26 protein-coding genes and 1 tRNA gene are annotated in these 22064 nt (G+C 52.3%); 18 read left to right on the plus strand and 9 right to left on the minus strand.

Annotated elements, in window-relative coordinates; all coding sequences use genetic code 11:
• Positions 1-60: 60 nt before the first annotated feature.
• Both bglA and ACLEXF_RS16190 read right to left on the minus strand, forming a co-directional pair.
• Entirely contained in the window at positions 61-1494 is a 1434-nt protein-coding gene (bglA, locus tag ACLEXF_RS16185) for a 6-phospho-beta-glucosidase BglA (RefSeq protein WP_043520929.1), read from the minus strand.
• A 118-nt stretch (positions 1495-1612) separates the two neighbouring features.
• Positions 1613-2341, minus strand: coding sequence for a MurR/RpiR family transcriptional regulator (locus ACLEXF_RS16190; RefSeq protein WP_004205316.1), 729 nt, complete (start codon positions 2339-2341; stop codon positions 1613-1615).
• A gap of 49 nt (positions 2342-2390) precedes the next feature.
• On the opposite strand from ACLEXF_RS16190, the gene yqfB reads away from it, so the two are divergent.
• Together yqfB and trhA are read left to right on the plus strand one after the other, a co-directional pair.
• Positions 2391-2702 (plus strand): N(4)-acetylcytidine aminohydrolase, encoded by a 312-nt coding sequence (yqfB, locus tag ACLEXF_RS16195; protein ID WP_004205318.1) that lies wholly within the window; start codon positions 2391-2393, stop codon positions 2700-2702.
• Between the two features lie 162 nt (positions 2703-2864).
• Complete coding sequence (gene trhA / locus ACLEXF_RS16200) at positions 2865-3524, plus strand: PAQR family membrane homeostasis protein TrhA (protein ID WP_004205319.1); 660 nt, start codon at positions 2865-2867, stop codon at positions 3522-3524.
• Between the two features lie 98 nt (positions 3525-3622).
• Here trhA and ygfZ read toward each other — a convergent pair whose 3' ends face one another.
• Positions 3623-4606, minus strand: a complete 984-nt coding sequence (ygfZ, locus tag ACLEXF_RS16205; RefSeq protein WP_043520927.1) for a tRNA-modifying protein YgfZ — start codon at positions 4604-4606, stop codon at positions 3623-3625.
• A gap of 245 nt (positions 4607-4851) precedes the next feature.
• Between ygfZ and sdhE the strand changes: the two genes are divergently transcribed.
• Positions 4852-5118: an FAD assembly factor SdhE gene (gene sdhE / locus ACLEXF_RS16210; protein WP_043520925.1), complete on the plus strand. Its 267-nt coding sequence runs from the start codon at positions 4852-4854 to the stop codon at positions 5116-5118.
• Complete coding sequence (locus ACLEXF_RS16215) at positions 5099-5509, plus strand: protein YgfX (protein ID WP_004205323.1); 411 nt, start codon at positions 5099-5101, stop codon at positions 5507-5509. The genes sdhE and ACLEXF_RS16215 overlap by 20 nt, the downstream gene beginning before the upstream one ends.
• A 6-nt stretch (positions 5510-5515) precedes the next feature.
• On the opposite strand, the gene fldB is transcribed toward ACLEXF_RS16215, so the two are convergent.
• Complete coding sequence (gene fldB, locus ACLEXF_RS16220; RefSeq protein WP_004205324.1) at positions 5516-6037, minus strand: flavodoxin FldB; 522 nt, start codon at positions 6035-6037, stop codon at positions 5516-5518.
• A gap of 100 nt (positions 6038-6137) precedes the next feature.
• On the opposite strand from fldB, the gene xerD reads away from it, so the two are divergent.
• From xerD to lysS, 5 genes are all read left to right on the plus strand, one after another.
• On the plus strand, positions 6138-7034 hold the full coding sequence (xerD, locus tag ACLEXF_RS16225; RefSeq protein WP_004144729.1) for a site-specific tyrosine recombinase XerD: 897 nt from the start codon (positions 6138-6140) through the stop codon (positions 7032-7034).
• A gap of 22 nt (positions 7035-7056) precedes the next feature.
• Complete coding sequence (dsbC, locus tag ACLEXF_RS16230; protein ID WP_004205326.1) at positions 7057-7770, plus strand: bifunctional protein-disulfide isomerase/oxidoreductase DsbC; 714 nt, start codon at positions 7057-7059, stop codon at positions 7768-7770.
• 5 nt (positions 7771-7775) lie between these two features.
• On the plus strand, positions 7776-9509 hold the full coding sequence (recJ, locus tag ACLEXF_RS16235; protein ID WP_004205327.1) for a single-stranded-DNA-specific exonuclease RecJ: 1734 nt from the start codon (positions 7776-7778) through the stop codon (positions 9507-9509).
• Between the two features lie 85 nt (positions 9510-9594).
• Positions 9595-10693, plus strand: a protein-coding gene (gene prfB, locus ACLEXF_RS16240; protein WP_095858446.1) for a peptide chain release factor 2 whose coding sequence is annotated in 2 segments (ribosomal slippage) — positions 9595-9669 and positions 9671-10693 — 1098 coding nt in all. Because the reading frame shifts where the segments join, the coding sequence is not laid out codon by codon here.
• A gap of 9 nt (positions 10694-10702) precedes the next feature.
• Entirely contained in the window at positions 10703-12220 is a 1518-nt protein-coding gene (lysS, locus tag ACLEXF_RS16245) for a lysine--tRNA ligase (protein ID WP_002916299.1), read from the plus strand.
• Between the two features lie 246 nt (positions 12221-12466).
• Here lysS and idi read toward each other — a convergent pair whose 3' ends face one another.
• The gene (idi, locus tag ACLEXF_RS16250) at positions 12467-13021 is read right to left on the minus strand and encodes an isopentenyl-diphosphate Delta-isomerase (protein ID WP_004205328.1); all 555 of its coding nucleotides are present in this window, start codon (positions 13019-13021) and stop codon (positions 12467-12469) included.
• Positions 13022-13334: 313 nt separating this feature from the next.
• Here idi and actS point away from each other — a divergent pair, with 313 nt between their 5' ends.
• On the plus strand, positions 13335-14048 hold the full coding sequence (gene actS / locus ACLEXF_RS16255; RefSeq protein ID WP_017899801.1) for an amidase activator ActS: 714 nt from the start codon (positions 13335-13337) through the stop codon (positions 14046-14048).
• Between the two features lie 80 nt (positions 14049-14128).
• Positions 14129-14202 (plus strand) — tRNA-Gly (locus ACLEXF_RS16260).
• Between the two features lie 448 nt (positions 14203-14650).
• On the opposite strand, the gene ACLEXF_RS16265 is transcribed toward ACLEXF_RS16260, so the two are convergent.
• A complete protein-coding gene (locus tag ACLEXF_RS16265) occupies positions 14651-14812 on the minus strand; it encodes a hypothetical protein (RefSeq protein WP_004174465.1) in 162 nt (53 codons plus the stop codon).
• A 379-nt stretch (positions 14813-15191) separates the two neighbouring features.
• Between ACLEXF_RS16265 and ACLEXF_RS16270 the strand changes: the two genes are divergently transcribed.
• Positions 15192-15482, plus strand: a complete 291-nt coding sequence (locus ACLEXF_RS16270) for a hypothetical protein (protein WP_004213507.1) — start codon at positions 15192-15194, stop codon at positions 15480-15482.
• 169 nt (positions 15483-15651) lie between these two features.
• Here ACLEXF_RS16270 and ACLEXF_RS16275 read toward each other — a convergent pair whose 3' ends face one another.
• The 3 genes from ACLEXF_RS16275 to ACLEXF_RS16285 form a co-directional block, all read right to left on the minus strand.
• Positions 15652-15927 carry a hypothetical protein gene (locus tag ACLEXF_RS16275; RefSeq protein WP_114259941.1) on the minus strand — a complete coding sequence of 92 codons (276 nt, stop codon included), beginning with the start codon at positions 15925-15927 and terminating at the stop codon, positions 15652-15654.
• 83 nt (positions 15928-16010) lie between these two features.
• Positions 16011-16205 (minus strand): hypothetical protein, encoded by a 195-nt coding sequence (locus ACLEXF_RS16280; protein ID WP_114259940.1) that lies wholly within the window; start codon positions 16203-16205, stop codon positions 16011-16013.
• A complete protein-coding gene (locus tag ACLEXF_RS16285; protein WP_114259939.1) occupies positions 16202-16819 on the minus strand; it encodes a tyrosine-type recombinase/integrase in 618 nt (205 codons plus the stop codon). Before ACLEXF_RS16285 ends, ACLEXF_RS16280 begins: the two co-directional genes overlap by 4 nt.
• 1583 nt (positions 16820-18402) lie before the next feature.
• Here ACLEXF_RS16285 and ACLEXF_RS16290 point away from each other — a divergent pair.
• The 6 genes from ACLEXF_RS16290 to ACLEXF_RS16315 all read left to right on the plus strand — a co-directional run bounded on the left by ACLEXF_RS16290 (position 18403) and on the right by ACLEXF_RS16315 (position 21518).
• Positions 18403-18573, plus strand: coding sequence for a hypothetical protein (locus ACLEXF_RS16290; protein WP_167876602.1), 171 nt, complete (start codon positions 18403-18405; stop codon positions 18571-18573).
• Positions 18574-18732, plus strand: a complete 159-nt coding sequence (locus ACLEXF_RS16295; RefSeq protein ID WP_167876603.1) for a hypothetical protein — start codon at positions 18574-18576, stop codon at positions 18730-18732.
• A complete protein-coding gene (locus tag ACLEXF_RS16300; protein ID WP_139619927.1) occupies positions 18698-20146 on the plus strand; it encodes a hypothetical protein in 1449 nt (482 codons plus the stop codon). The genes ACLEXF_RS16295 and ACLEXF_RS16300 overlap by 35 nt, the downstream gene beginning before the upstream one ends.
• A gap of 10 nt (positions 20147-20156) precedes the next feature.
• The gene (locus tag ACLEXF_RS16305) at positions 20157-20438 is read left to right on the plus strand and encodes a hypothetical protein (protein ID WP_114259937.1); all 282 of its coding nucleotides are present in this window, start codon (positions 20157-20159) and stop codon (positions 20436-20438) included.
• 105 nt (positions 20439-20543) lie between these two features.
• Positions 20544-20951: a hypothetical protein gene (locus tag ACLEXF_RS16310; protein WP_114259936.1), complete on the plus strand. Its 408-nt coding sequence runs from the start codon at positions 20544-20546 to the stop codon at positions 20949-20951.
• A 207-nt stretch (positions 20952-21158) separates the two neighbouring features.
• Entirely contained in the window at positions 21159-21518 is a 360-nt protein-coding gene (locus tag ACLEXF_RS16315; RefSeq protein ID WP_114259934.1) for a hypothetical protein, read from the plus strand.
• The last annotated feature ends 546 nt before the right edge of the window (positions 21519-22064 follow it).

Raw genomic sequence — 22064 nt, forward strand, 5'->3', positions numbered from 1 at the left:
GTAAAGAAGTGTCTGGCAGATAAGCGATTTGCCCTCTCCCGGCCGGGAGAGGGCGGTCAATTACAGATTCTCGCCGTTGCTGGCGATGACTTCTTTGTACCAGTTAAAGCTCTTCTTGCGCGAGCGGGACATGTCGCCGGTGCCGTCGTCGTGTTTGTTGACGTAGATGAAGCCGTAGCGTTTGCTGTACTGCCCGGTAGTGAAGGAGACGCAGTCGATGCTGCCCCATGGGGTATAGCCCATCAGATCGACGCCGTCATAAGTGACCGCTTTGATCATCTCTTCGATGTGGGCGCGCAGATAGTCGATGCGGTAGTCATCGTTGATGCTGCCGTCGGCTTCGACTTTATCGTAGGCGCCAAAGCCGTTCTCGACGATAAACAGCGGCTTCTGGTAGCGCTCATACAGTTCACACAGGGAATAGCGCAGACCGACCGGGTCAATCTGCCAGCCCCAGTCGGAGGCTTTGACGTGCGGGTTCGGCACGCTGCCTTCGAAGCCGGAAATGGCGTCGCCAGTGCCGCCTTCGGCTTTCACCGCGTTGGTCATGTAGTAGCTGAAGCCAAGATAAGCGCAGGTGCCTTCGCGCAGGATCTGCGCATCGCCATCTTCCATCTTGATGTTGAAGCCGCGGCGCTCCCACTCATTCAGCACATAGCTCGGGTAGTAACCGCGCAGCTGGACGTCGGTAAAGACGTAGCGTTCGCGCATCGACTCCTGGGCGAACATCACATCTTCCGGTTTGCAGGAGTAAGGGTAGAGGGCGACCATCGCCAGCATGCAGCCGACCTGCATGTCCGGGTTAATACGACGCGCCGCTTTCACCGCCAGCGCGCTGGCGACGAACTGATGGTGCAGCACCTGGTACATGGTCTCTTCCGGATTGTCATGCTCGGTATAGACCACCCCGGAGCAGCAGTAGCCGAACAGCGGCGCGCGCCAGTTGCGCTGGTTATTGATCTCGTTGAAGGTCATCCAGTATTTCACTTTGTGCTTATAGCGCTCGAAAACCACTTCGGCAAAGCGCACAAAGAAATCGACCACTTTGCGGTTGGTCCAGCCGCCGTACTGCTGCACCAGGTGCAGGGGCATCTCGAAGTGGGAGAGGGTGATCACCGGCTCGATGTTGTATTTCAGCAGCTCGTCGAACATGTCGTCGTAGAACTTCAGTCCCTCTTCATTCGGCTGGGTTTCGTCACCCTGCGGGAAGATGCGGGTCCAGGCGATGGAGGTGCGGAAGCATTTGAAGCCCATCTCGGCGAACAGTTTGATGTCTTCTTTGTAGCGACCGTAGAAGTCGACGGCTTCGTGGTTCGGGTAGTATTTTCCCGCTTCGACCTGGTGGGTGATTTCGCGCGGCACGCCGTGCGCCCCGCCGGTCAGCACGTCGCAGATGCTGGGCCCTTTGCCGCCCTGATCCCAGCCGCCTTCAACCTGATGCGCGGCGACCGCGCCGCCCCATAAAAAATCTTTCGGAAGGGTTAATTTTTTCATCCTGGCTAATCTCTCTAATAACTATTGCGCTCGAGTCTAGCAAAGTGAAATTGAATGTCACGATATAACAAATTTCTCCAAAGGTAATATGTTACATCAAAAAAACAGGCTGTTATTTTTAGCTGATTTTGCGCGCTAATTTACGCCCGAGCGATTCGAGAATATAGATCACTGGAATTTGCGTGGTAATATCGTAGACGCCGCCAATGCGGGTCTGCGGGACGTGCCAGGAGAGATTGAAATCGGCCAGTTTGGCCAGCCGCGAATGCTCGTGACTGGTAATCGACATCACCTTGCAATGATGCAGGCTGAACTGGCTGGCGAAACGCAGGATCTCTTCTGTTTCGCCGGAGACGGAAAGCACGATCGCCAGCGCGTTGCGGGCCATATCGTTGGTCACCGGAAAATAGGGGTCGTCAATATGGTTGCTAAATTTCCCGACGTTGGAGAAGAAACGGGCGCCGTATTTCGCCAGCGCGCCCGAGGTGCCCGCGCCGACAAAAATAATACGTTCTGAGGCGAGAATAATATCGACGGCCTGGTCTAGTAACCCATCGAACTCGTCATTATTAACGCTTTTAAAAAAGCTCATGATTTCGCTGGCGCCGATATTTGCCTGTTGAGGCTCGTTCTGCTCAAGATATAATTTAAAACGTACGCGAAATTCAGAGTAGCCCTCGCACTGCAGTTTGCGGCAGAAGCGCAACACGGTGGTGGTGGAGACGCCGGCGGCTTCGGCCAGTTCGCGGATGGTCATGTACATCACTTTGTCGCGATTCTTTATGACGTAGTGGTAGACCATCATCTCAAGATTATTGAGACTGGCGACAGCGGCGTGGGAGAACATACTCACAGGGCGAACTCACAATTCATAATGACCAGGACGGAATTATATCATGCAGGCCAATGACATTACCTTTTTTCAGCGTTTTCAGAACGACATCCTCGCCGGGCGCAAAACCATCACCATTCGCGATGCGGCGGAGTCGCACTTTAAGGTCGGCGATGTGCTGCGCGTTGGGCGCTATGAAGACGACGGCTATTTTTGCACCATCGCCGTGACCGCGACCTCGACAGTGACCCTCGATACGCTGACTGAACAGCATGCTCAACAGGAGAATATGACCCTGGGGCAGCTGCGGCAGGTCATCAGCGACATCTATCCTGGCGAGAGCCAGTTTTATGTCATTGAATTCAAAACGCTTTAAGGTAAGCAGGAACAGCTGTGAGTTGAAATAAAAATTTAACCTTTTGATTTTAATGTATTTACAAATATACATCTTTTTATTTTAGCTAACAGGTGTTCACTGGAATCATTCTCAGTTACCCTAAGTGAGCAATGAAAGCGTTCTTGTTTTCAGGAGTCCAATATGGTGCGCAAACCATTAATCACTCAGGGATATTCTCTGGCAGAGGAAGTTGCCAACAGCATCAGCCACGGGATCGGGCTGGTGTTCGGTATCGTCGGGCTCGTGCTATTGCTGGTGCAGGCGGTGGACACCAACGCCAGCGCGACGGCGATCACCAGCTACAGCCTGTACGGCGGCAGCATGATTATGCTGTTCCTCGCCTCCACGCTCTATCACGCGATCCCGCATCAGCGGGCGAAACAGTGGCTGAAGAAATTCGACCACTGCGCTATCTACTTGTTAATCGCCGGGACCTATACGCCGTTTTTGCTGGTGGGGCTGAACTCGCCGCTGGCGAAGGGGCTGATGATCGTCATCTGGAGCCTGGCGCTGCTGGGGATCCTGTTTAAGCTGACCATCGCGCACCGCTTTAAAATTCTGTCGCTGGTGACCTATCTGACCATGGGCTGGCTGTCGCTTATTGTGGTCTATCAGCTGGCGGTGAAGCTGGCGGTGGGTGGCGTAACGCTGCTGGCGGTTGGCGGGGTGGTGTACTCACTGGGGGTCATCTTCTACGTCTGCAAACGTATTCCCTATAACCACGCTATCTGGCACGGCTTCGTGCTCGGCGGCAGCGTGTGTCACTTCCTGGCGATCTATCTTTACATCGGCCAGTCCTGATAAACATCCCACGGTGGCGCTGCGCTTACCGTGGCTACAATACTCTGCGGCCGGGTAGCCCGGCTAAGGCGCAAGCGCCGCAAGCCGGGAACTTTTCCTTAATCTTCTTCCAGCGAATACGGCAATGGTTTGATGCTCAGACTGCCGGCATCGTCGCGCACGCGGAACACGCTGTCCGGTTCCATGTCATTATTCATCACTACCTGGACCATCAGGCTTCCGTCATCCAACTGTACGGCTGCCAGTACCGTACCGGTGCGGCGCCAGTTGTCGCCCATCTTCAGCTCCAGGTCTTCCCCGGCTTCCGGCACCCGGCTGGCGGTACCTGACAGCGTCCACAGCGCGCGCTTATTGGCGCCGCGGTATTTCGCCCGCGCCACCATCTCCTGACCGGTGTAGCAGCCTTTTTTGAAGCTGATGCCGCCCAGCGCCTGCAGGTTGGTGGCCTGCGGAATGAACTGCCCGCTGTTGGCGCTGTCGATAACCGGTAGACCGGCTTCAATATTCAGCGCCAGCCACTGCTGGCTGTTGTTGAGCTGCGCTTCGCCGCGCAACGCGTCGGTGACGCGGTTGGCGGTGTCGACATCGGTCACCAGCAGGAAGCGCTCGCCCGGGTGTTCAAACCACAGCAGGCTGGTGGCGCCTTCGCTGACCGCCGGAGTGGCGGCGTCGGGCAGAGCGGCGAACAGCGGCGCCAGCGCGGCGCGCGCCTGGAAGCCGGCCACCCCCAGCAGAACCAGATCGTCGTTGGCGGCGATGGTGACTTTGGAGAAGACGGCATATTTTTTCAGCTCGGTCAGCTGCGCGTCGCGCAGGCTGCGGCGTTCAATCCACGCGAAGCCGCCGTCGCGACGGAATACGCGCAGGTTGCTCCACATCTTGCCTTTGGCGTCACAGTGGGCGGCAAGCAGATGCTGAGCATCGGTGAGACTGCTCACATCGGCGGTAATCTGCCCCTGCAGGTATTTTTCGCTGTCTGGCCCGCTAATCGTCGCCAGCGCCCAGTCATCCAGGGTCATCAGCGTTAACGGCAGACGAGCGGAAGAGGAAGGCTGACGCGGAGGAAAAGGTGTAAAAGCCATAGTCATATCCTGAATCGCTTAACGCAGTGTGTGTGACCAATGGTAAAAGAGCTATAGTGCATTGCAAGTGCTTTCAACAGGCCATTTGTGCGCTGACGTTTGGTGAAGGCCCGGCGTGGGAAAACAATAAGCCCATCATTATTTTATGGTTTTTATGGAAGGATGCTCGCATTCAGCGATATTCCTGTAAAGTTACGGCAGAAAACGGGTTAAACTAACCAATATTTTGCTGCTGGAAGGTCAACATGGACATTAACAATAAAGCTCGTATCCACTGGGCATGCCGCCGCGGGATGCGCGAACTCGACATCTCCATCATGCCGTTCTTTGAGTATGAGTACGATACCCTCAGCGACACTGACAAACAGCTGTTCATTCGCCTGCTGGAAAATGACGATCCGGATCTATTCAACTGGCTGATGAACCATGGCAAACCGGCCGATGCGGAGCTGCAGCGGATGGTAACCTTAATTCAGACACGGAATCGGGAACGTGGTCCTGTGGCAATCTGATCTCCGTATCTCCTGGCGCGCGCAGTGGTTTTCTCTGCTGCTCCACGGCGTTGTGGCGGCGCTGGTGCTGCTGGTTCCCTGGCCGTTAAGCTACACCCCGATCTGGCTGCTGCTGCTGTCGCTGGTGGTCTTTGACTGTGTGCGCAGCCAGCGACGGATCCATGCCCGTCGCGGGGAGATAAAACTGCTCACCGATTCCCGGCTGCGCTGGCAAAACGCCGACTGGGAGATCCTCGGGACGCCGTGGGTTATCAATAGCGGTATGCTGCTGCGTTTGCGCCATGTCGATACCCGGCGCGGACAGCATCTTTGGCTGGCGGCGGACAGCATGGACGCCGGAGAGTGGCGCGATCTGCGCCGGCTGGTGCTGCAAAAACCGGCGCAGGAGTAAGCCGCGTCAGGAAAAGTGTTCGGCCATTTCGCCGAGGATCTGCTCGCACCAGCTCTGGATGCGCTCGTCGCTCAGGTCGTACTGGTTGGTTTCATCCAGCGCCAGGCCAACGAACAGTTGGCCATCCGCGATCACCGGTTTCGGGCTGGTGAACTCATAGCCTTCGGTTGGCCAGTAGCCGACAAACTTCACGCCTTTGGTCGCCAGCTTGTCATGCAGCATGCCCAGCGCGTCAAGGAACCATTCGCCGTAGCCCAACTGATCGCCCATGCCGTAGAGCGCGACGATTTTGCCCTCCAGGTCCAGGGTGTCCAGCTGGTCCCAGACCGCTTCCCAGTCTTCCTGAATTTCGCCGAAATCCCAGGTCGGGATGCCGAGGATCAGTACGTCGTACTGGCTCATCAGCGCGGGGGAGTCATCTTTCAGATTGTGCAGCGTCACCAGCTCGGGGCCGATGATATCGCGGATTTTCTCCGCGGCCATTTCGGTATAGCAGGTACTGGAGCCGTAAAACAGACCTATATTCATCGCGTAAACATCTCGATTCTTGCCGTGAATGGCGGGCAGTGTACCAGAAAGGCGTCCTCTTAAGGCATAATGAGAGCGTTTAACGAACAAAGAGGCCGATGTGAAACAGGATCTGGCACTAATCGAACAGTTTCTCGATGCCCTTTGGCTGGAGCGCAACCTAGCGGAGAATACGCTCAGCGCCTATCGTCGTGATTTGACGATGCTCGTGGAGTGGCTGCACCATCGCGGTCTGTCGCTGGCAAGCGTCGGCAGCGACGACCTGCAGGCGCTGCTGGCCGAGCGGCAGTCCGGCGGCTATAAAGCCACCAGCACCGCGCGCCTGCTGAGCGCTGTGCGTCGCTTCTTCCAGCATCTGTACCGGGAAAAAATTCGCCCGGACGACCCCAGCGCGCTGCTGGCCTCGCCAAAGCTGCCGCAGCGGCTGCCGAAGGATCTCAGTGAGGCGCAGGTTGAGCGTCTGCTGCAGGCCCCGCTGGTGGAGCAGCCGCTGGAATTGCGCGATAAAGCGATGCTGGAGGTGCTGTATGCCACCGGCCTGCGCGTTTCGGAGCTGGTGGGGCTGACGATGAGCGACATCAGCCTGCGACAGGGCGTGCTGCGGGTGGTGGGGAAAGGCAACAAAGAGCGGCTGGTGCCGCTGGGGGAAGAGGCGGTACTGTGGGTGGAAAATTACCTCGAGTATGGTCGCCCCTGGCTGCTGAACGGCGTGGCGTCGGATGTCTTATTTCCCAGTCAGCGCGCCCAGCAGATGACGCGCCAGACCTTCTGGCACCGGATTAAACACTATGCCGTGCTGGCGGGGATCGACAGCGAAAAGCTCTCCCCGCACGTGTTGCGCCATGCGTTCGCCACGCATTTGCTCAATCATGGCGCCGACCTGCGTGTGGTGCAGATGCTGTTAGGACACAGCGATCTCTCCACCACGCAGATTTACACCCACGTGGCGACCGAGCGTCTGCGACAACTTCATCAACAGCACCACCCGCGGGCGTGAGTGCTGAATAAAAGGACTGAGTATGAAAAAAGGTTTATTGATGTTCACCTTGCTGGCGGCTTCCCTTTCCGGGGCGGCGCATGCCGATAGCGCGGCAATTAAACAGTCGCTGGCGAAGCTGGGTGTACAGAGCACCGATATTCAACCGTCGCCGGTTTCCGGGATGAGCACGGTGCTGACCGACAGCGGCGTGCTGTATGTCACCGACGATGGCAAGCACATCATCCAGGGGCCGATGTACGACGTGAGCGGCGCGCAGCCGGTCAACGTCACTAACCAGCTGCTGCTGGGGAAGCTGAACGCGCTGAGCAACGAAATGATTGTCTACAAAGCGCCGAAGGAGCAGCACGTCATTACCGTCTTCACCGACATCACCTGCGGTTATTGCCACAAGCTGCATGAGCAGATGAGCGACTACAACGCGCTGGGGATCACCGTGCGCTACCTGGCCTTCCCGCGCCAGGGACTGCAGAGCCAGGCGGAGCAGGACATGAAGGCCATCTGGTGCGCGAAAGATCGCAACCAAGCGCTGGATGACGCCATGAACGGCAAGGGCGTGCAGCCGGCGAGCTGCAGCGTGGATATCGCCAAACATTACACCCTCGGCGTGCAAATGGGCGTCAACGGCACCCCGGCGATGGTCCTCAGCAACGGCATGGTGCTGCCGGGCTATCAGGGGCCGAAAGAGCTGAAGGCGTTCCTCGACGAGCATAAAAAACAGACAAGCGGTAACTGATTCGCGTGAAACAACAGATACAACTACGCCGCCGCGAGGCGGTTGACGGCGTCGATTTACCCGCCGATCTGCCGCCGCTGCTGCAGCGGCTGTATGCCAGCCGCGGGGTGCGCAGCGCCCAGGAGCTGGAGCGCAGCGTCAAAGGCATGCTCCCCTGGACACAGCTCACCGGCGTTGAAAAAGCGGTCGGGATGCTGCACGACGCATTCCAGAAAGGGCTGCACATTGTCGTGGTCGGCGATTTTGACGCCGACGGCGCCACCAGCACCGCGCTCAGCGTGCTGGCCCTGCGCGCGCTGGGCTACGGCAACGTCTCCTACCTGGTGCCGAACCGTTTTGAAGACGGCTACGGCTTAAGCCCGGAAGTGGTCGATCAGGCTCACGCCCGCGGCGCGCAGATGATCATGACCGTCGACAATGGGATCTCGTCCCATGCCGGCGTCGATCATGCCCATGCCCTGGGGATCCCGGTGCTGGTGACCGATCACCACCTGCCGGGGGAGACGCTGCCGGCGGCGGAGGCCATCGTTAACCCTAACCTGCGCGATTGCGACTTCCCATCGAAATCGCTGGCCGGGGTGGGGGTGGCGTTCTATCTGATGCTGGCGCTGCGCACCTTTCTGCGTGATAACGGCTGGTTCGACGCCCGCGGCATCGCCGCGCCGAACCTTGCCGAGCTGCTGGATTTGGTGGCGCTTGGCACCGTTGCCGACGTCGTGCCGCTGGATGCTAACAACCGTATTCTCACCTGGCAGGGGTTAAGCCGCATTCGCGCCGGCAAGTGCCGGCCCGGCATTAAGGCGCTGCTGGAGATTGCCAACCGCGATCCGCAAAAGCTGGCGGCCAGCGACCTCGGTTTCGCCCTCGGGCCGCGCCTGAACGCGGCGGGACGGCTGGACGACATGTCGGTCGGCGTCGCGCTGCTGCTGTGCGATAACATCGGCGAAGCGCGCGTGTTAGCCAACGAGCTTGACGCGCTCAACCAGACGCGCAAAGAGATCGAGCAGGGGATGCAGGCGGAAGCGTTGACCCTGTGTCAACAGCTGGAACGCAGTAGCGACACCCTGCCCGGCGGGCTGGCGATGTACCATCCGCAGTGGCACCAGGGGGTGGTCGGCATCCTCGCCTCGCGAATTAAGGAACGTTTCCACCGGCCGGTGATCGCCTTTGCGCCCACCGGCGACGGCACGCTGAAAGGCTCCGGCCGCTCCATTCAGGGGCTGCATATGCGCGATGCGCTGGAGCGCCTTGATACGCTCTATCCGGGGCTGATCCTGAAGTTCGGCGGCCACGCGATGGCGGCAGGATTATCGCTGGAAGAGGCGCGCTTTGAGGAGTTTCAGCAGCGCTTCGGCGAGCTGGTGACCGAGTGGCTGGATCCCGCGCTGTTGCAGGGCGAGGTGGTCTCCGACGGCCCGCTGACGGCGGCGGAGATGAGCATGGAAGTAGCGCAGATGCTGCGCGACGCCGGGCCGTGGGGACAGATGTTCCCGGAACCACTCTTTGACGGCCGTTTCCGTCTGCTGCAGCAGCGGCTAGTGGGCGAGCGTCACCTGAAGGTGATGGTCGAGCCAGTTGACGGCGGCCCCCTGCTGGACGGTATCGCCTTCAACGTGGATACTTCCATCTGGCCCGACAACGGCGTGCGCGAAGTCCAGTTAGCCTACAAGCTCGACATCAATGAGTTCCGCGGCAACCGCAGCCTGCAGCTGATCATCGATCACCTCTGGCCAAATTGACAACAGTGTATGAATAAGGGCGCGAATCCGGTAGAATTCCGCTCTTATCACCGCATTTTGACAAATCCATTAAAAGAAACCGACCATGTTTGAAATAAATCCGGTAAAAAACCGCATTCAGGACCTCACGGAGCGCTCCGACGTTCTTAGGGGGTATCTTTGACTACGATGCCAAGAAAGAGCGTCTCGAAGAAGTAAACGCCGAGCTGGAACAGCCGGACGTCTGGAACGAACCTGAACGCGCTCAGGCGCTGGGTAAAGAGCGTTCTTCCCTGGAAGCCATCGTAGATACCCTGGATCAGATGTCCCAGGGGCTGGAAGACGTTGCCGGCCTGCTGGATCTGGCCGTGGAAGCGGACGACGAAGAGACCTTCAACGAAGCCGTCGCCGAGCTGGATACCCTTGAAGAGAAGCTGGCGCAGCTTGAGTTCCGCCGCATGTTCTCCGGCGAATACGACAGCGCCGATTGCTACCTTGATATACAGGCCGGTTCCGGCGGCACCGAAGCCCAGGACTGGGCCAGCATGCTGATGCGCATGTACCTGCGCTGGGCGGAAGCGCGCGGCTTTAAGACCGAAATCATCGAAGAATCCGAAGGTGAAGTCGCAGGGATTAAATCCGTGACCATCAAGATCATTGGTGATTACGCCTACGGCTGGCTGCGTACCGAAACCGGCGTTCATCGTCTGGTGCGTAAGAGCCCGTTCGATTCCGGCGGCCGCCGTCATACCTCCTTCAGCTCCGCGTTCGTTTACCCGGAAGTGGAAGACGATATCGATATCGAAATTAACCCGGCTGACCTGCGCATTGACGTATACCGCGCCTCCGGCGCCGGTGGGCAGCACGTTAACCGTACAGAATCCGCGGTGCGTATTACCCACATCCCGACCGGGTTGGTAACGCAGTGCCAGAACGACCGTTCGCAGCACAAAAACAAAGACCAGGCCATGAAGCAGATGAAAGCGAAGCTTTATGAGCTGGAGATGCAGAAGAAAAATGCCGAGAAGCAGGCGATGGAAGACAACAAGTCCGATATCGGCTGGGGCAGCCAGATCCGCTCTTACGTGTTGGATGACTCGCGTATTAAAGATCTGCGTACCGGGGTGGAAACCCGCAACACTCAGGCGGTGCTCGACGGCAGCCTGGACCAATTTATCGAAGCAAGTTTGAAAGCAGGGTTATGAGGAACCAACATGTCTGAACAACAAGCACAGGGCGCTGACGCGGCAATTGACCTTAATAATGAACTGAAAACCCGTCGCGAGAAGCTGGCTGCGCTGCGTGAGCAGGGCGTCGCTTTCCCGAACGATTTCCGTCGTGACCATACCTCTGACCAACTGCACGCTGACTTCGATGGCAAAGAAAACGAAGAGCTGGAAGCGCTGAACGTTGAAGTGGCCGTGGCTGGCCGCATGATGACCCGTCGTATCATGGGTAAAGCGTCCTTCGTCACCCTGCAGGACGTTGGCGGCCGCATCCAGCTGTACGTGGCGCGTGACGATCTGGCGGAAGGCGTTTACAACGACCAGTTCAAAAAATGGGACCTCGGCGACATCATTGCCGCCCGCGGTAAGCTGTTCAAGACCAAAACCGGTGAGTTGTCTATCCACTGCACCGAGCTGCGTCTGCTGACCAAAGCCCTGCGCCCGTTACCGGACAAGTTCCATGGCCTGCAGGATCAGGAAGCGCGCTATCGTCAGCGTTACCTCGACCTGATCTCCAACGATGAATCGCGCAAGACCTTCAAAGTGCGTTCGCAGATCCTGGCGGGCATCCGTCAGTTCATGGTTGGCCGCGGCTTTATGGAAGTGGAAACCCCGATGATGCAGGTGATCCCGGGCGGCGCTTCCGCGCGTCCGTTCATCACCCATCATAACGCGCTGGATCTGGACATGTACCTGCGTATCGCGCCGGAACTGTACCTCAAGCGTCTGGTGGTGGGCGGCTTCGAACGCGTCTTCGAGATCAACCGTAACTTCCGTAACGAAGGGATCTCCGTTCGTCATAACCCAGAGTTCACCATGATGGAACTCTACATGGCTTATGCGGATTACAAAGATCTGATTGAGCTGACCGAATCCCTGTTCCGCACCCTGGCGCAGGACATCCTCGGCAACACCGAAGTGCCTTACGGCGACCAGGTGTTCGACTTCGGCAAGCCGTTTGAAAAACTGACCATGCGCGAAGCGATCAAGAAATACCGTCCGGAAACCGAGATGGCGGATCTGGATAACTTCGATTCCGCGAAAGCGATCGCTGAGTCTATCGGCATCAAAGTGGAGAAGAGCTGGGGTCTGGGCCGTATCGTGACCGAGATCTTCGAAGAAGTGGCGGAAGCGCACCTGATTCAGCCGACCTTCATCACCGAATACCCGGCGGAAGTTTCTCCGCTGGCGCGCCGTAACGACGTGAACCCGGAAATCACCGACCGCTTTGAATTCTTCATTGGCGGCCGTGAGATCGGTAACGGCTTTAGCGAGCTGAACGACGCCGAAGACCAGGCGCAGCGCTTCCAGGATCAGGTTGATGCGAAAGCCGCAGGCGACGACGAAGCAATGTTCTACGATGAAGACTACGTGACCGCGCTGGAGCACGGCCTGCCGCCGACCGCCGGTCTGGGTATTGGTATCGACCGCATGGTGATGCTGTTCACTAACAGCCACACCATCCGCGACGTGATCCTCTTCCCGGCAATGCGTCCGCAGAAATAATCGCGTCTTGTGCATTGCAAAAAACCCGGCTTGCCGGGTTTTTTTATGTCTGACGTGAGGTCTGAAGGCTGGCGTAACCCGACTCAGCGCAGGCCGGGGGCTCCCGGATGGCGGCGTAAACGCCTTATCCGGGCTACGCAACAGCGCAGAACCGTAGGCCTGTGCAAGCGTAGCGCCGCCAGGCAACGATGACCGTTATGGCGCCGCTTTTTACGCCGGGTGGTGGCGGCAGCGAGACGAGTCAGCTTACCCGCGCAGACGCGCAACAAAGTCGGTCAGCGCCTGGCGGGCGTCCCGATTTTCCGCTTCCAGCACCATCCACGGGCTAAACGCCCAGGGCGTGGCGGCCAGCGCGCTTAACATCGTTGCCAGGTCAACCCACTGATAATCCATGACTTCATCGTCATTAGGCTGCACTTCGCTCACCACGCGCGCGGCATACACCGGGCATACTTCGTTCTCAACGATACCGTTTGGGGCGACCGCCCGGTAGCGGAAGGCCGGGTGAACCGGCGCGATATCGGCGATCTCCACGCCGAGTTCGAAGCGGCAGCGGCGCGTGACGGCCTGCTCGAAGGTCTCGCCCTGCTGGGGGTGTCCGCAGACCGAGTTGGTCCATACCCCGGGCCAGGCTTTTTTGCCCAACGAACGACGAGTGACCAGCAACTGACCCTGCTGGTTAAACAGCCAGCAGGAAAACGCGAGATGTAAAGGGGTATCAAGCGTATGGGCGGCATACTTCTCCAGCATACCGGCAGGCTGATCCTGCTCATCCAGTAAAATGACGTGTTCCCCGGCCATGACGACTCCTGAAAATAAAAAAAGACCCGGCACAAACCCGCCGGGTCATGTACTCAGGCCACTAGGTTAGCCCATAAATGGCAGAAAGGCATTACCAAAACAAGCCCTGGAGGCGGCTCTGTGAGCGGCCACCCGCATGTTGGGGAAGATCATCATGACGTGCGGCACCAACAGCAATCACTGTTCGTCGCGGGCCGTATTCGATGGCTGGGGGGATTGGTTTCGCCATCAGGGATGACGCCCTGCGCCGCGGACTGGTATGATATTCGCCCTGATTGCGAGGTAAGTGGTTGTGTTAAGTGCAGGATGCCTGATGATGAAACGCGTTTATATGACACTGATGCTGGTGGTAAGCCTGGCGCTGGCTGGCTGCTCCAGCACCTCCGATTCCGGTACGACCTACACCGTTAAACGCGGCGATACCCTGTATGGCATCTCACGCACCACCGGCACCAGCGTTCGCGATCTGGCCCGCCTGAATAACATCTCCCCGCCTTACACCATTGAGGTGGGGCAGAAGCTGAAGCTTAACGGCAGCAGTTCAACGAAGACAACGAAGAAAAAATCTTCCTCTACGCGCACCGCGGCGGTCACGCCTTCGTCCGCAGTACCTCAGTCCTCCTGGCCGCCGGTGGGACAGCGCTGCTGGCGCTGGCCGACCAGCGGCAAAGTGGTCCTGCCTTATTCCACCGCCGATGGCGGCAATAAAGGCATTGATATCGCCGGAACCCGCGGTCAGCCGGTGTATGCCGCCGGGGCGGGCAAGGTGGTCTACGTCGGCAATCAGCTGCGCGGCTATGGCAATCTGATCATGATTAAGCACAGCGAGGATTACATCACCGCCTATGCCCACAACGATAAGCTAATGGTGAATAATGGCCAGAGCGTGAAGGCCGGCCAGCAAATTGCCACCATGGGCAGTACGGATGCCGACTCAGTGCGGCTGCATTTCCAGATCCGCTACCGGGCGACGGCCATCGATCCGCTGCGTTACCTGCCGCCGCAGGGAAGTAAACCTAAGTGCTAAAAGGTTATTTTATCGCCAGTCAGCATCCGGCAGGCTTGTCACAGGGTGCGTAAGGGCTATAATGCTTCTCGCACCTCTTCGCGGGCGTAGTTCAATGGTAGAACGAGAGCTTCCCAAGCTCTATACGAGGGTTCGATTCCCTTCGCCCGCTCCAGATCTCTCCCCAAGTGGAGAAGCCTTAAAAGCCTTCTCTATCAGCAACTTAAATAGTTACCTATTTTAGTCGCCTATGGGTTCTACCGTTGTGATCCGCCCTTGGTAACTGTCACGCTAAGTTACATGGTGAGATGACAGTATAACTCAGCGTTGGCGGCAGTTGCATCCTCACACCGCGATAGTAAAACGTGAAGAAAAAGCCCATCCAGGCATCGTTATGTCATCGACAGACTGATCACACGCATTTAAGCCCGATGCCCCTCACTGAGGGATAAACAGGTGAATAGTGGTAAACGTACCTGTACACGACATACAGGCTCTGCCAGCGCTTCGCTCACGCTCCGAAAGGTACACGAGCACCCTGATAAGGTGGGATCGCTCTGACAATCTGATGAAGTCGCTACGCTCCGCTTGTTGCGTGTACCACTAACGGGGCTTTATGGCTGCTATGGCTTTAATAAGCGCTTGGCCAGTTCGGTTAACATCCAACCGAAGTTAGTAACAGAGTCGAGAGAGTTTTCTGTCCAAAGTGCAAGGTAGAGCAATGAAAAGATGATAATGGTGATTACACCAGAAACAAAGACGAGACGTAATGAACCAATACTCATGAGAAAACCTCCCGGTTGACTAAAAACGGGAGTATCCAATAACCGCCTATCTTTTGCAAAGATACACTGATCGCTTGGATATTATGAATTAACTTTCAATCTACGTCAACAAAAAATGATGTAGATTGTAGGTGACTGTAAAAAAAGGAATTATTTTTATCGTGTAAATTGCAATCATTAAAAAATGGTTAAAAATCACACAAAGGTAAGGTTTCGTAAATGCCAAAATGCAAATTGCTCCTAGTCGTTGCTGGCAGTTTAACCAATCGATCTCGTTTTACATTGCACAGACCACTGCTAACAGTGGTAGATTGCGTTAGTTGGGGATAGGGCTATTCTGGTGTTGATAATGGGCATTAGGTGGAGAGAGGAAGACTAAATGGCAGAAGATAAAGAATTACAGGTTCGTTACACCCGAGGGGGAGAACAGTTCGAAAAGTCATTCGCCTGGGATGGCTGTGATCCTGTTGGAAGTACATTAGATTGTTTAGTTGAAGAACATAATCTGAGGATGTTGATCCCTGCTCAAGAGAGGGCTGATTTAGGAGGGATTAGAAACATTCGTAAACCAATAAATCTTCTCGAACACGGTATTGATGATGTGTTCTTCTATGATGAGGAAATCAATAAGTGGCAAGAGATCTCCACTGATTGGCTTACGGATGCTTAATATAATGGCATGCATACAGTGTCCCATCACGGCGCTAAATGGCTTGTATTGTCCAATGCCTCTAAAATGCTCTTTAACGCATTTTAAGGGGTTTTATTGTTAGGCTGTAGGGTGCAGCTTTAAATGGAGAAAGGGCCGTGTAGGCCCTTATGTACCGCTTATATTTGATTTATACTGTCACTCTCAGCACTGACAGCCATTCCAGCAATTCTCGTAATTCTCTCCCGGTTAAACGGGGGATTGTCACCCGGCTATTTGTTCCGGCGTTGCACAGCGCGAGCGCTAACGCCATAATGCTGCTGTTCGGCATTTCCTTCTCTCCGTTGGGAATGTTGAATACGGCGGGGGCGGGCTTCTTGGTGGTTGGCTGCCCCTGCCACTTGTTGAGCAACTGCTTTTCTAAGATTGGTTGGTAACAGGTGACGCTGTATTGTCGTCCCTGCAAACTTCACTACCTTTGTATAAACGCACACCGTAGCCCCACACCAGATAAAGCTGGTAATCGGCTCTTCCTCCTTTTTCAATCGTTCATTCCTCAAATGTCATTGTGTAACGGCATTGCTGCGATGGCTTAACTGTCACAGTCTCCGTGTAATTGGCGTTGCTATAGATACAAATCTTCGTGTTACCTGTCTCCTGTTCGTCAGTCAGTGTTAACGTGATGCGCCCTGCGTGGGCGAGGGCTGGAAGCAGCGCCAGCGTTAGCACGATTAATGGTTTCATGAGCGGCTTCCTCTCTTAATTCCCGTTGAATATTTCGTTCTCAGGGCGTCTACTTTGGCCTGTGTGATACCCAGGTAGGCGCGTGTATGCTCTGTGGAGCGATGCCCTAACATCTTGCTAATAACCTCTAAATCCTCCCCTTTCGAATGCGCTATAGTGGCAACCGTCTTACGTGAACTGTGCATGCTGATCACTGCGTCCTGTGGAAGTAGGCCGCGCATCTTGAGTTTATCCACGGCATACTGAATCTCTGCATGGATTTTGGAACGGCTGATCGGCTTACCTCTGCTACGGTTGCTGTCATTCTGGAACACGTATACATTCTCCCCACGCTCGTTATAACGAGCTTTCAACACCTCCCTTGCTGTCTCCGTGAGTTCCACTTCTACCGCTTCTTTGGTTTTGTCCTGTGTAATGCGCAGCACTTTGCTACCAATATCCAGATCACTCCATTTCCATTCCCGCATGTCCACGCCACGGAGCTGTGTCTCTACTCCTAACAGGAACAGATCCGCCACTGTCTGACTTTTCTTTGCGATTTCCTCTACTACCATCTGCACCTGTTCGGCGCTCTCTAGTCCGTCTGTGCGTTTTGCACCTTTACTGATTGCCATTCTCTTACCTCCTCAATGTGTCTTGTTGAGATAAATATTGATCAAAAACAGACAGATAGCAAGATCATTTTTAACATATTTTCATAAATGTCTTATTGGAATGATTATCGAGGGATTAAAAGGGGATTAATTCGTATTAAAAGCGATTAAATGCGATTTAGCTGAGCGCGGTTGCGAGAGGTGCTTAACGGCGTTTTCAGCCGCCCCCACTTTGAAAATTTAGGGAGTTTAAAATATCAAGTCATTGATTTTATTGAATAAATTTATCATTGCAATCCATTATCACATGTTGATTTTCATGTCAATAAATTTATTTTTCATGGGCGATTTGGCACCGGAAATAGCCAATTAAATCGGCAATAAATCGAGGTAAATCGATATTGCTATATAAACAGTAGGTTACATAGGACAGATAACCTAAATGTCCTATTGAATGGACGTTTAGATAGCTAAATGAGTGATTGGATGGAAATGATAATCATTATCAATTAAATGTTAACAGATTGCACTTATTTGGTGCATGATGTACATTTGTATGACAAATAACATTCTCTTTTGAAATCTCGTTCAACAAATAACACAAATCTTGCATGTGACCAAAAGTAGTTTTCATAACAAATAGCGCTGTATGCCTTGCTATGACTGTATTTGATCAATTGTGACCAAAGATGCTTTGAAAGTGAGAATGTCGCTTATAGAGCGTTACAAGCGCTTTTTATTGCATGAATAATGTATGAATTAGTAATTGATTATCTAGGATTATTCCTAGGTTATTGCATGAATTATCTTATGAAAATTTCCGGCTCATCAGGAACGTGTTAACGTCAGAACACAGAGCACACGAATGTAATGAGTGATTTGTGTTATGTTCCTGATAATAATGGTAGAGAACTGTTATGCGCAATTCCGCGCATGGAAAACAGCTATACAGGAAAGAATCTTACACAGAAACATTCCTTGATAGAGAGACATTCTTCCTGTATAGATAAATAGTTAATTATTTATTAATTAATCAATTAATGAATTAACAATTAATCAATTAATAGATAATACACTTACTTGTGCAGGCTCTGCTGCGTGAAACGCTGCACAATAGCTATTGCGCTGTGCGCGGAATGACTAATTAATGATCAATTAATCTATTAATTAATAAATTAATCAATAATTTAACATTCTATACTACTTTTATCATGCAAATTCGCTGCTGCGCCAGCTCATTGTTCGCCTTACATTATAGAAGGTAAAAAGGGTATCATTTTAATGATAAGCCCCTTTACATAATTTTGATACCTTCTAAATGTGTCTGTGCAATGCAGCATAGCTGCAATAATCGGCTCACATGCATGAAGAGCCGGAAATGATACCTCATTATTTTTCATATTAACTATTGGATTTTAATAATAATTTGCTCTATGTGTATTGACATTTAAAAAATCCTTAAAAAAGATCATGTTAGGTATTGACAAACCTTAGTAAATGTTGTATTATGAGTAGTAGGAAGGGGAGAAAACCTTCTGACATTGACCCTGGGTAGGGACATCTACTCGGGGTTTTTTACGTCCAAAATCCACAGGAGATACAAATTGAAATACTGGAACGAGGATCAGGTGTTGCGTGCCCTGATTGGCGGCAAGGTTAAACGCCACGTTATTTACGCATCCATGCACAGCGCACGCAGCAGGGGGTATCAGGAACGTTATGAAATGTTCGCTGCCGCCCTCGCCGCTTATGACAAATACAGGAGTGAACAATAGATGAACATTCGTTTTAGCATTGAAACCCACAAACTACTAATTGAACGAGCTAACCGCGAGGATAAACCCGCAGCAGCATTAGTTAATGAATTAATCACAGCAATCCTACAGCAAGAGGAAAATAATGACTCAAAAAAGACCGATAGTAGCCTACGTTGATGCAATTTGCGGATCTGGAAAATCCACGACATTACAGCAATACATTAAATCCAGTTTATTAACCAACTCTGATGCAATCCCCCCTCGTTACCTCCTCGTGATGCCGACACATGATTTGTGTGAACAGGTGAAATCTGAGCTAGAGCACAGGGATGTACGAAGCTATCACGTAGACATTGAACTGAACGCAGTAAAAAATCTTATCAGTACGTTGGAAAATGACTTTCAACATTCTGTTATTATCTGCACGCATGAGTGTTTTAAACACTACTGCTATCGTGCTGAGTTTGAAACGGAACTCCAAAACCTTCTCCGTAATTTCAGTATTTTTGTTGATGAAATCCCGGATGCCATGTTCGGTGCATACATAAAAGCTACACATACAGACAGAACAGAGGAAAACTTCCCGTTTATTAAATGGCTGGAAGAGAGAGACGGGCTTTTATTTTTAAATGAAAACTACCGTGATGATCTCTATAAATACTGGCACGAGAAACAGGCTAATGGCGAGGAACTAAAACGCCTCCTGTGGGCTATCCTGCAAGGTGCTGGCCTCCTCTATGAGGAAAATAAACATCTTTTTGCATTCACTGCATCACCGATTATCAAATCCGCACAGTGGGCTGAAAATCTCACAGTGTTAGGTGCAGGGGCATCTCGTAGTCTGTTCTGCTGGGCTGCTGAGCATGTGGCAGGGTATACGGTAGAAGAGGCAGGAGAACACCTACAGCCGCCTGTGGAGCGCAGGAAGCATAAACGAGGTGCTATCACCCTGATGGCAGTATGTGCGAACAGATGCACTCTCACGAGCCTACAGCACGTGTTTAACGACCATTTGCAGGAAATCATCCGCCGTGTTCCTGGCGAGTTCATTTTTGCCACCAACAGAGACAAATCTATTTGTGAATTCACAACGATAGGGGATGAGATTCTCTCCAGTGGCTCTCGTGGTGAGCGTGTTTCAATGGCTTCCTACGGCCTGAACTATTACCAGCACATGCACAATGCTGTATTTCTCGGATGCAGCAATCTGGACAGGGATTTTCAGGGTAAATGGCGGCAGTATGCTGATCTAAATGGATGGAACGTTGAGGAGTTCGAACAGAAACAACGTGCCGCGATGAATTATGAACGCTGTTACCAGTTTATTAGTCGCACATCGATCAGAAATACAGCCATACGCGAGCCTCTCGTGTTCGTTGTGCCGGATTTATCCACTGCCGAGTACATCAAGGAATACTATTTTCCCGGTGCATCTATCGAATGTTTCAACTTTGAGAAACCTAGAAAAAAGGTTAAAGGAAATGAGACTCGCGAGAGAGTACAGGACTGTAAAGCGCAGGGGATGACACAAAAACAAGCTGCTGAATCCCTGGGAATGGGAATAGCAACAATCAAACGTAATTGGAACTAGAGGAGTAACATTGAACAAACTTTACTTATTGAACGAATCCACGCATCACCAAATCGAATGTAACACCATTTGCCAGCGTCTTTATTATCATCTCGCATCTCTAATACGTGAACACGGAAAGATCCGTGCCACAGTGAAACACCTTGCTGATGGTGTAGGAATAAGCGAAAGCGGGGCGCGGTATTGGATGCTATTAATGCAAGATGCCGCCGTTATTACAATGGAGCGTCACGGCAAGTATTACGACATTACCGTAAACGAAACGGTGAGCTTCATCACGACAACCAACTAAATAACAATCAGGAAACATCTATGATCATAATGCTTTATTGGACATTATTTATTTACATAACAGTTTATTATTCAGGGATGTTTTCCGTTAAACGGAACAATAATAATGAGCAAAAAACAACGTAACGTACTAGCACGTATTGAACGACAATCCACAGTATTACCCCCCGCTAAATCGCTAGCCAGCCGTAGAGAGTTTAGAGAGCTATCCCGCCTCTCTATGGAATGGAATAGTGTTCCCGGAGAATGGAAAACAGAAATAATCGAGCACGATAGCCCTCCGTTATCAGAGGAAGAGCAGAACGCTCTAGATGACATTCTCTCATCCTGTGATGATGGTGTCTATTTCAATCCTCGTAAACGAAAATCGTACATTGTAGATAGCACAGACCTACGCAAATACCAGATTTTAGGTTTTGAGGACTATGTTTCATACTGTGGCTATCTCAGCGTTAACGGATTAAACAACCTGGTAAGAGATTTTGACGTAGTATACGGCGATAAGGAGGAATGATGCACCAAGAAACAACAAAAACTAAACACTTTAATAGAATCCTCAATTGGTGCCAGGGGCAGGTAAGGGAAATGGATTTTATTTTAGAAGATGCCTATCTGAGTGAAGAGGAAAAAATAGCAGCGCTTGAGGAAATCTTGGATAAATGCCTCTCATCGTACTAGGCAATAAAATCAAAACAGCAATAACACAATTAAAGGATCAATAATGAATAACTCCACCTCATACAACACTCTGCAATCTGTCCTACAAACCTACCACGATAATCACGCTATCCCTATGCTGAAGCTATTGAACGAAATGCAACGCGACAGAACGCCTGAAAGCCTCCTGGCGGCGATTAACGCGCAAGATTTAGCACAAGCAATGCTTTCGCACGTTGGCGACGTAGCGAGCCGTATAGCGGCTATGGAACATTCATCGCTAACACAGGAGGAGGCTGATAGTATTTCAGAAGAAATTTCTGATGCTCTGCTGCTGCTATTGCAGAGTATTGAGGAAACCTGCGAAATGGCGCTTGAACTGGCGCCGAACACCAAAACACGAGAAAATTTATACAACTACTAGGAATAATCCTATACTAGGAATGTTCCCATACTAGGAATGTTCCTAATTGTTACTCTCAAATAACACATTTTAAATATAATGTCAATAATCTCTTGACAGAGTAAGGTTTTGATGGTAAGATAAGAGTATGGGGTTATTTAAAAGTAACATTTTATGTAGCTCCCCTGAAAAATCCTTCTTGGAATACATTGCTGGTGTAATTTCCTCCGTTAATGTTATTTATTGTTCGGTTGTTCCTCCAGGAAAGCGGCAGGGATTGGTGATCCCCCTGCTGCTCTTCCTTCCAGTGTATTTGAAAAAGGAAATTTCTATTTCCCTGTGATTTTATTTAACTATTATCGTATTATCTCTATAACTAGTTCGTTAGGATTTATGATAATAGCTGGCATGTAAAATCACCTTTCCTTTATGAGATGCAATCCTAAGAGCTATCATACTGTGATTCCTGTACAAAGCCGGGGGTAATGACCCGGCTTTTCTTCTATCTAAAATAGCTGTATTTATTTTTAAGAGAGTAAATACAGGTGTTTTATAAATAAAAAAAAG

Origin of the sequence: Klebsiella pneumoniae complex sp. WS1778 (genome assembly GCF_049472055.1) — a bacterium.
GTDB lineage: Bacteria > Pseudomonadota > Gammaproteobacteria > Enterobacterales > Enterobacteriaceae > Klebsiella > Klebsiella quasipneumoniae.